This window comes from Isoptericola sp. NPDC056618 (assembly GCF_042792715.1).
GTDB classification, from domain to species: Bacteria; Actinomycetota; Actinomycetes; order Actinomycetales; family Cellulomonadaceae; genus Isoptericola; species Isoptericola nanjingensis.
The window spans coordinates 250,280-257,734 of sequence record NZ_JBHTVZ010000005.1 but is presented as its reverse complement, the minus strand read 5'-3'; the positions used below and the strand labels follow the sequence as shown (position 1 = coordinate 257,734).

6 protein-coding genes are annotated in these 7,455 nt (G+C 77.3%); all 6 read left to right on the top strand.

Annotation, left to right across the window (positions count from 1 at the left end; translation table 11 throughout):
* Positions 1-1,381: 1,381 nt before the first annotated feature.
* The 6 genes from ACFQ8T_RS09775 to recN all read left to right on the top strand — a co-directional run bounded on the left by ACFQ8T_RS09775 (position 1,382) and on the right by recN (position 7,451).
* Positions 1,382-2,263: a hypothetical protein gene (locus ACFQ8T_RS09775; protein ID WP_430546339.1), complete on the top strand. Its 882-nt coding sequence runs from the start codon at positions 1,382-1,384 to the stop codon at positions 2,261-2,263.
* On the top strand, positions 2,260-3,273 hold the full coding sequence (locus ACFQ8T_RS09770; RefSeq protein ID WP_430546338.1) for an HAD-IIA family hydrolase: 1,014 nt from the start codon (positions 2,260-2,262) through the stop codon (positions 3,271-3,273). The genes ACFQ8T_RS09775 and ACFQ8T_RS09770 overlap by 4 nt, the downstream gene beginning before the upstream one ends.
* A gap of 252 nt (positions 3,274-3,525) precedes the next feature.
* Positions 3,526-3,804 carry a hypothetical protein gene (locus tag ACFQ8T_RS09765; RefSeq protein WP_430546337.1) on the top strand — a complete coding sequence of 93 codons (279 nt, stop codon included), beginning with the start codon at positions 3,526-3,528 and terminating at the stop codon, positions 3,802-3,804.
* 5 nt (positions 3,805-3,809) lie between these two features.
* Complete coding sequence (locus ACFQ8T_RS09760; RefSeq protein WP_430546336.1) at positions 3,810-4,718, top strand: TlyA family RNA methyltransferase; 909 nt, start codon at positions 3,810-3,812, stop codon at positions 4,716-4,718.
* Entirely contained in the window at positions 4,715-5,680 is a 966-nt protein-coding gene (locus ACFQ8T_RS09755; RefSeq protein WP_430546335.1) for an NAD kinase, read from the top strand. The genes ACFQ8T_RS09760 and ACFQ8T_RS09755 overlap by 4 nt, the downstream gene beginning before the upstream one ends.
* Before the next feature lies 1 nt (position 5,681).
* The gene (gene recN, locus ACFQ8T_RS09750; RefSeq protein ID WP_430546334.1) at positions 5,682-7,451 is read left to right on the top strand and encodes a DNA repair protein RecN; all 1,770 of its coding nucleotides are present in this window, start codon (positions 5,682-5,684) and stop codon (positions 7,449-7,451) included.
* Positions 7,452-7,455 lie beyond the last annotated feature (4 nt).

Genomic DNA, 7,455 nt, shown 5'->3' with positions numbered 1-7,455 from the left:
ACTGCCCTCGCGAGGGGGTGGGAGAGTAGGACGCCGCCGGACACCCATTCACGAAAGGCCCACCCCACCCCGGGGTGGGCCTTTCGCATACCCGGGTGCGGTGAGCTGCGCCGGGTGCGCCGGGTGCGCGTCGTGTCCTGTGACGTGTGCGCGCACGCGTGGTGCGGAGACGACCACAGGGTCCGCTGCTCTGCGAGCACGTCGTGATCGGACGGCTTCGCTCAGGGGCCGCTCGGGCTTCGACGCGCCCGACTTCCGCGCAGCCCGTCATGCGCAGCACATGGTCGGCGCTGCCGCGGACCACGTGCGTCTGGCACGGGCGCAGGGCTCGTGGTGGCATGGATCGTGAGGGCTCGACCCCGTGCCTGCCATCACATCCGGAGGAGGCTTCGCGACCACTCTTCCGAGGGTGTGGCGTGGGAGAATACCGGTCGTGTCGGCGTCGGAAAGGAAGACCGTGAACGATTCATCGCGGGACGAGAGCAAGGGCGGTGCGGGGGGTCGTGCATCGTCGTCCCGTGAAGGGGGCGCGCGCGGGAGTTCGCGGAACGGGAACCGAGGCTCGCAGGCCTCCTCGGGCGGACGCGGTGAGCGTCCGCAGCGCGAGGGCACGCAGCGCCGGCAGGGCGAGGGACGTCCGGCGCGAGGCGACGCGGCGCGGGACGGCCGAGGCGGCTACGGCGGCAGGGGTCGCCCGGACGACCGTGCGGCGGAGCGTCGCGGTCGTCCCGCCGACCGCGAGCGAGGCGACCGGGAGCGTTCCGGACGGCGGCCCGAGGGCGGGCGCGCGTACGGCGACGACCGCCGTACAGAGCGTTCGTCCCGTGACTCAGGGGACCGTCGCGGCCCCACGTCCCGCGACCGCCGGGAGGAGCGGCCCTCGCGCGGTCGCGAGCAGTCTCGTGACGGGTACGACCGTCGGGACGAGCGCGGCGGCGCCCGCCGCGGTGTGGAGCGCCGTCCGAGCCAGGACGACGGTCGCGATCGGGGCGACTTCTCCCGACGGGCCGGGCAGCACGATGCGCGAGGCCGCAGCGACGACCGCGACGACCGGGGTCCGTCGTCCCGGGACCGCGGGCGGGACGACCGGGCGGGGTCGGGTGACCGTCGCGGGTACGCGGGGGATCGGGGACGCTCGGACGGCCGGGGTGATCGCGGCTACGGGAGCGACCGTCCGGCGCAGCGCGACGGCAGGAGCGGTGGTCCGCGGCCGGGCTCCCGTGGTGCCGGGTCCCACGGTGCCGGCTCTCGCGGTCCGACGACCGGACCGCGCGGCGGAGAGGGGCAGGGCCGCGCAGGCGGCGGACGAACCGCCCGCCCGGCGGCCGGTGCCGAGCGACGCCCGCGCGTCGTCGAGCCCGAGATCGCCGAGGATGCGTCGATGGGTCAGCTCAGCCGCGACGTCCGGGGGCGCCTGCGCGGCCTGACGAAGGAGAACGCCGAGCGCATCGGCCTGCACCTCGTGATGGCGGGGCGGCTCCTCGACGTCGACCCGGAGCGTGCCTACGAGCACGCCCAGGCGGCGGTGCGTCGCGGAGGCCGGGTGGACGTGGTCCGGGAAGCCGCGGGGATCGCGGCGTACCGCACCGGGCGGTTCGCGGAGGCGCTGCGCGAGCTGCGCACGGTTCGGCGCCTCAACGGCTCCTCCGAGCACCTGCCGTTGATGGCGGACGCGGAGCGCGGCCTCGGGCGGCCGGAGCGCGCCCTGGCTCTCGCCGCGAGCGAGGAGGCGCGGACGCTCGACGCCGAGGGGCGCACCGAGCTCGCCATCGTCGCGAGCGGAGCACGGAGCGACCTCGGGGAGCACGACGCCGCGCTCGCCGTGCTCGACCGGATCCCCGCCGCCGAGCGGCGGGGAGACCTGGGCCTCCGGGTGCTGCAGGCACGGGCGGCCGCCCTGGAGGCGGCGGGCCGTGAGGACGAGGCGGCACGGATCCTCGCAGGGGTCGACCCGGCCGAGCTCGAGCGGGCGTCCGGCCTGCCGCAGGAGTCGGAGGACGTCGTCGTGTACGACACGTACGACGAGGACGCCGTGGACGAGGACCTCGACACGGAGGACGACTCGGAGGACGACGACCTCGCCGGTCCGCCCGCCCCGAGCGGGGACGCGGACGACGCCGAGGAGCGCGCCGACTCCGACGGGGCCGGCAGCTCCGCCGAGCCCGAAGCTGACGCCGACGAGCCGGAGGCCGCTCGGACGGAGCCGGCGGCGGGGGCCGAGTCGGACACGGAGGCCGGCGCCCCGGACGCGAGCCAGGCATGACGGCGACCCTGTCGGGCAGCACCGTCCCGCTCGCGTCGGCGCACGATCTGGCGCTGGTCGACCTCGACGGCGTCGCGTACAAGGGCCACCTGCCCATCCCGCACGCCGCGGACAGCCTGACGGCGGCACGGACCGCGGGGCTCCGGCTGGTCTTCGTGACGAACAACGCGTCGCGCGAGCCGGAGGAGGTGGCCGGCCAGCTCACGGGCCTGGACATCCCGACGGGCGCGGACGAGGTCATGACGGCGGCCCAGGCGTGCGCGGCGCTGCTGCGCACGCGGCTGGAGCCGGGCGCCCGGGTCCTCGTCGTCGGCGGGGCGGGTCTGAGGACGGCGGTCGCCGCCGTGGGGCTGACGGTCGTCGACTCCGCGGACGACGCCCCCGACGCGGTGGCCCAGGGCTACGCGGCGGGCCTGGCCTGGAGCGACCTGGCCGAGGCGGCCTACGCCGTGGCCGCCGGAGCCTGGCACGTGGCGAGCAACCTCGACCTGTCGCTCCCGACGGCGCGCGGCTTCGCTCCCGGCAACGGCGCGCTCGTCGGCGCGGTCGTGGCCGCGACAGGTGTCGAGCCGGACAGCGCGGGCAAGCCGTCGCCCACGATGTACCGCCTGGCGGTCGACCGGGCGGGCGCGGAGCGGCCGCTGGTGATCGGCGACCGCCTCGACACCGACCTCGCCGGCGCGCGCGCCGGCGGCTACCCCGGCCTGCACGTGCTCACGGGAGTGTCCACGGCACGCGACGCCGTGCTGGCCGAGCCCGGCCTGCGCCCGGACTTCGTCGGCGCCGACCTCCGTGCCCTGCTCGAGCCGCACCCCGTCCCGGAGCGGACCGCCGAGGGCTGGTGGACGTGCGAGGGCCGCGCGGCGCGGGTCGTGGACGGAGCGCTGGAGCTCGATCGAGAGGGGCCCCACGGGATCGACGTCGTCCGCGCGGCCTGCGCGGCTGCCTGGGACGCCGCGGACCGGGACGCCCCGGCGTCGGCGTCGACCGTCCCCGAGCTGCACGCCTGACCGAGGCGTGACGAGCGGGCGCGGGGTGACGCGCTCCCGCCGGACGGACGCGACGACGGCCGACGGCTCGGGCGCCGGCCACGGACCTGGTCGCGGGCTGTGCGTCGTGCACGGGACGTCCGCGCCAGCAGGTAGCGTGGACCCGGACCTCGGACGGCGGCACACCTGCGCGACCAGCCGCCCCTCGGACCGGCGGTCCGCGCGCACCCGTCAAGGTGCTGGCGAAGAGACCGCGAGCGGTAGGGAGGGACCATGACGCAGGATCAGTCGACGCCCGGAGCGTCGGCGGACGACCCCGCTGCCGATGCCCCTGCCGTGGCCCGGCCGACCCCTCGGCCTCCTGGCGGCCCCGGGACCGGCCCGGTGCCCGGCGTCGACGAGCTCGAGGGCCTGGACGACCTCCCCCTCGCCGAGCACGTGGAGCGCTTCACCGCGGTGCACGACGTGCTGCGCGCGCGCCTCGACGGCGCGCCGGGCACCGGGCCGGACGGGGTGCAGGACGAGGGCCCGGACGCGGGGCCACGGCGTTGACGGCGGTGGCACGCACGGACGCGCGGATGGACGCGGAGCTCGTCCGCCGCGGCCTGGCCCGCTCGAGGCGCCAGGCGGTGGAGCTGATCGACGCGGGACGCGTGCGGCTCGACGGTCGCGTGGTCACGAAGCCCTCCACGCCGGTGCCCGACGGCGCGCCCGTCGCGGTGCACGCGGATCCCGAGGACCCGGGGTACGCGTCGCGCGCCGGGGGCAAGCTGGCCGGCGCGCTGGACGCGCTCGCCGCCGACCCTGCCGGCCAGGAGCTGCTGCGAGCGGTCGACGACGGGTGGTGCCTGGACGTCGGCGCCTCGACCGGCGGCTTCACGGACGTCCTGCTGCGCCGGGGCGCACGGCACGTGGTGGCCCTCGACGTCGGGCACGACCAGCTCGTGCCGGCGCTGCGGACCGACCCGCGGGTCACGGTCGTCGAGGGGTTCAACCTGCGCGACCTCACGCCGGCCGACCTGGAGCGCGCCCCCGACGTCGTCGTGGGGGACCTGTCCTTCATCTCCCTCACGCTCGTGCTGGGGCCGCTCGCCGCGGCGCTCTCCCCGGAAGGCCACGCCCTGCTGCTGGTGAAGCCGCAGTTCGAGGTCGGGCGGGAGCGGCTCGGCAGCGGCGGCGTCGTCCGCGACCCGACCCTGCACGCCGAGGCCGTGCTCGCCGTCCTGCGGGCCGCGGCCGGGCACGGCCTGCGGGCGCGCGCGGTGGTGCCGAGCCCGCTGCCGGGGCCCAGCGGCAACCGCGAGTACTTCTGCTGGTTCCGGCCCGACGGCGGGTCGTCGTCGTCCGCCGCCGAGCCGGCCGACGAGGCCGTGGCCGCCGCCGTCGCCTGGCGGCCCGGCGACCCCGGCACGCCGCCGTCCGTCCCGCCCGTCCTGCCTGTCCCGCCTGTCGGAGGAGCACAGTGAGCCGCCGAGTCCTGATCGTCACCCACGGGGGCCGCCCGGAGGCCGTGGCGGCGCTCTCCGAGGCCGTGCGCGAGCTCACCGAGGCGGGCTTCGAGGTGGCCCTGCACGACGACGACCTCGCCGAGTCGTTCGGCGACCACATGGCCGCGGCGCGCGTCCGCGAGGGCGTCACCGACTCCGAGGCCGTCATGGTCCTGGGCGGCGACGGCACGATCCTGCGGGCTGCTGAGCTCACGCACGGCACCGGGGTCCCTCTCCTGGGGGTCAACCTGGGGCACGTCGGCTTCCTCGCCGAGAGCGAGCGCGACGACCTGCGGCACGCCGTGCGGCGGCTGGCCGCCCGCGACTACGAGGTCGAGGAGCGCGCCGTCGTCGACGTCGCCGTGCACCTGCCGGGGGAGGAGACCCCCCGGACGGGGTGGGCCCTCAACGAGGCGACCGTGGAGAAGGCGCGGCGCGAGCGCATGGTCGAGGTCGGCATCGCCGTCGACGGTCGCCCGCTCTCGTCGTTCGGCTGCGACGGCGTGGTGATGTCCACGGCGACCGGGTCGACGGCGCACGCGTTCTCCGCGGGCGGGCCGGTGATGTGGCCCGAGGTGGACGGGGTGCTGCTGGTGCCCCTGTCGGCGCACGCCCTGTTCGCGCGCCCCCTGGTGATCGGCCCCCGGTCCACGTACACGGTCAAGGTGCTCGAGCGCAGCCCGGTCCCGGCGGTGCTGACCTGCGACGGCCGGCGGCGCATCGACCTGCCGGTCGGGTCGTTCGTGGAGGTGCGGCGCGGCGCGCTGCCGCTGCGGTTCGCACGGCTCTCGCCCGCGCCCTTCACCGACCGGCTGGTGTCCAAGTTCTCGTTGCCGGTCGTCGGCTGGCGCGAGCTGGCGGCCCAGCGTCCGGACCATCGGGCGCCGGCGCCCGGGCCGGGCGACGACGAGAAGCTCGACGAGCACGACAAGGAGGCGTGAGGTGCTCGAGGAGATCGCGATCGAGAACCTGGGCGTGATCCGCGCCGCCCGGGTGCCCCTGGCCGACGGGCTGACCGTCATCACGGGCGAGACGGGCGCGGGAAAGACGATGGTGCTCACCGGGCTGGGCCTGCTCATGGGCGGCAAGGCCGACCCCGCCGCGGTCCGACCCGGCGCGGACGGCGCCGTCGTCGAGGGTCGGCTCCGCGTCGCCGCGCACCCGGGCGTCGCCGCCCGGGTCGACGAGGCGGGCGGCGAGGTCGACGACGACGGGACCGTCGTGGTGCTCCGCACCGTCGCGGCGGCCGGCCGCTCCCGCGCCCACCTGGGCGGGCGCGGCGTGCCGCAGGCGGTGCTCGCGGAGATCGCGGACGAGCTCGTGACCGTGCACGGTCAGGCCGACCAGCTGCGCCTGCGCACGGCGGCCAAGCAGCGCGAGGCGCTGGACTCCTTCGCGGGACCCGACCACCAGGACGACCTCGACACCTACCGGGCGGCGTGGTCCGAGCGTGCCGGGCTGCAGGCGGAGATCGACGACCTCACCGCGCGGGCCGCCGAGCGCGCCCGGGAGGCGGAGCTCCTGCGGCTCGGCCTGGCCGAGGTGGAGCGCGTGGACCCGCAGTCGGGGGAGGACGCCGAGCTCACGGCCCTCGTCGGGCGCCTGGGCAACGCCGAGCAGCTGCGCGTCGCGGCCCAGGAGGCGCACGACGCCGTCGCGGGCGACGACGTGGAGACGGCGGGCAGTGCGGTGGAGGCGGTCGAGCGCGCGCGTCGGGCGCTGGAGGCGGCGGCCGCCGACGACCCGACGCTCGGCGGCCACGCGACCCGGCTCGCCGAGGCGGGGTACCTCCTCGCCGACGTCGCGACCGAGCTGTCGTCGTACGTGGACGACCTGCAGGCGGACCCGGCGGGCCTCGAGACCGCGCACGCGCGCCTCGCGGAGCTCACGACGCTCACCCGGAGCTACGGCGAGACCATCGACGACGTGCTGCGGTGGGCGAGCGACGCGGGTCTGCGGCTGCTCGACCTGGACGACGGCGGCGAGCGCCTCGCCGGGATGCGCGAGCGCACCGCCGAGCTGGACGCCGAGCTCGCGGGCGCGGCGGAGCGGCTGACGACCGGCCGGCGCAAGGCCGCGGAGGCCCTCTCGGACGCGGTGACGCAGGAGCTGTCGGGGCTGGCCATGAAGGGCGCGCGGCTCGTCGTCGACGTCGCGCCCGCCGACGAGCCCGGGCCATGGGGCGCCGACCAGGTCGCGTTCCTCCTCGAGCCGCACCCCGGCGCGCCCGCCCGCCCGCTGGGCAAGGGCGCGTCGGGCGGCGAGCTGTCCCGGGTGATGCTCGCGGTCGAGGTGGCGCTCGCGACCGCGCGCGTCGAGGCCGGGGCCGGCGCGGCCTCGGGCCGGGCCGCGGCGCCCCTGCCGACGTTCGTCTTCGACGAGGTCGACGCCGGGGTCGGAGGTCGCGCGGCGGTCGAGGTCGGGCGGCGCCTGGCGGTGCTCGCGCGCAGCACGCAGGTCGTCGTCGTGACGCACCTCGCCCAGGTGGCCGCGTTCGCGGACTCGCACCTGGTGGTGACGAAGTCCACCCCCGACGGCGGTGCCGACGGCGATCCCGACGACCGGGCCGGCGTCACGGTGACGGGCGTGCGCGAGGTCACGGACGACGCGCGGGTCCGCGAGCTGGCGCGGATGCTCTCGGGGCAGGAGGAGTCCGCGACCGCCCGTCAGCACGCGGTCGAGCTCCTGGAGTCCTCCACCGTGGGACGATAGGGGC